This window comes from Cellulomonas sp. A375-1, from assembly GCF_001040865.1.
GTDB classification, from domain to species: domain Bacteria; phylum Actinomycetota; class Actinomycetes; order Actinomycetales; family Cellulomonadaceae; genus Cellulomonas; species Cellulomonas gelida.
Window position 1 is genome coordinate 1 of record NZ_LFKW01000077.1, and the last position, 381, is coordinate 381.

General features: G+C 74.0%; 1 pseudogene. It reads left to right on the top strand.

The annotated features are described in order from the left end of the window. Positions 1-381 (top strand): annotated as a pseudogene (locus tag CWIS_RS08585) (EscN/YscN/HrcN family type III secretion system ATPase); the annotation flags it as partial.

A 381-nucleotide genomic window follows, 5' to 3' on the forward strand; every position in this document is an offset into this window, starting at 1 on the left:
CGGCAAGTCGAGCCTGCTGTCGATGATCGCGCGCGGCACCGAGGCCGAGGTCTCCGTGATCGCGCTCGTCGGCGAGCGCGGCCGTGAGGTGCGCGAGTTCCTCGAGGACGACCTGGGCGCAGAGGGACTCGCGCGGTCCGTCGTCGTCGTCGCGACGTCCGACGAGCCGCCCATGGTGCGCATGCGCTCCGCGTTCGTCGCGACGCGCATCGCCGAGCACCTGCGCGACGAGGGCCGCCACGCGGTCCTGATGATGGACTCCCTGACGCGCGTCGCGATGGCGCAGCGCGAGATCGGGCTGTCGGTCGGCGAGCCGCCCGCGACGCGCGGCTACCCGCCGAGCACCTTCTCGCTGCTCGCCCAGCTCCTCGAGCGCGCCGG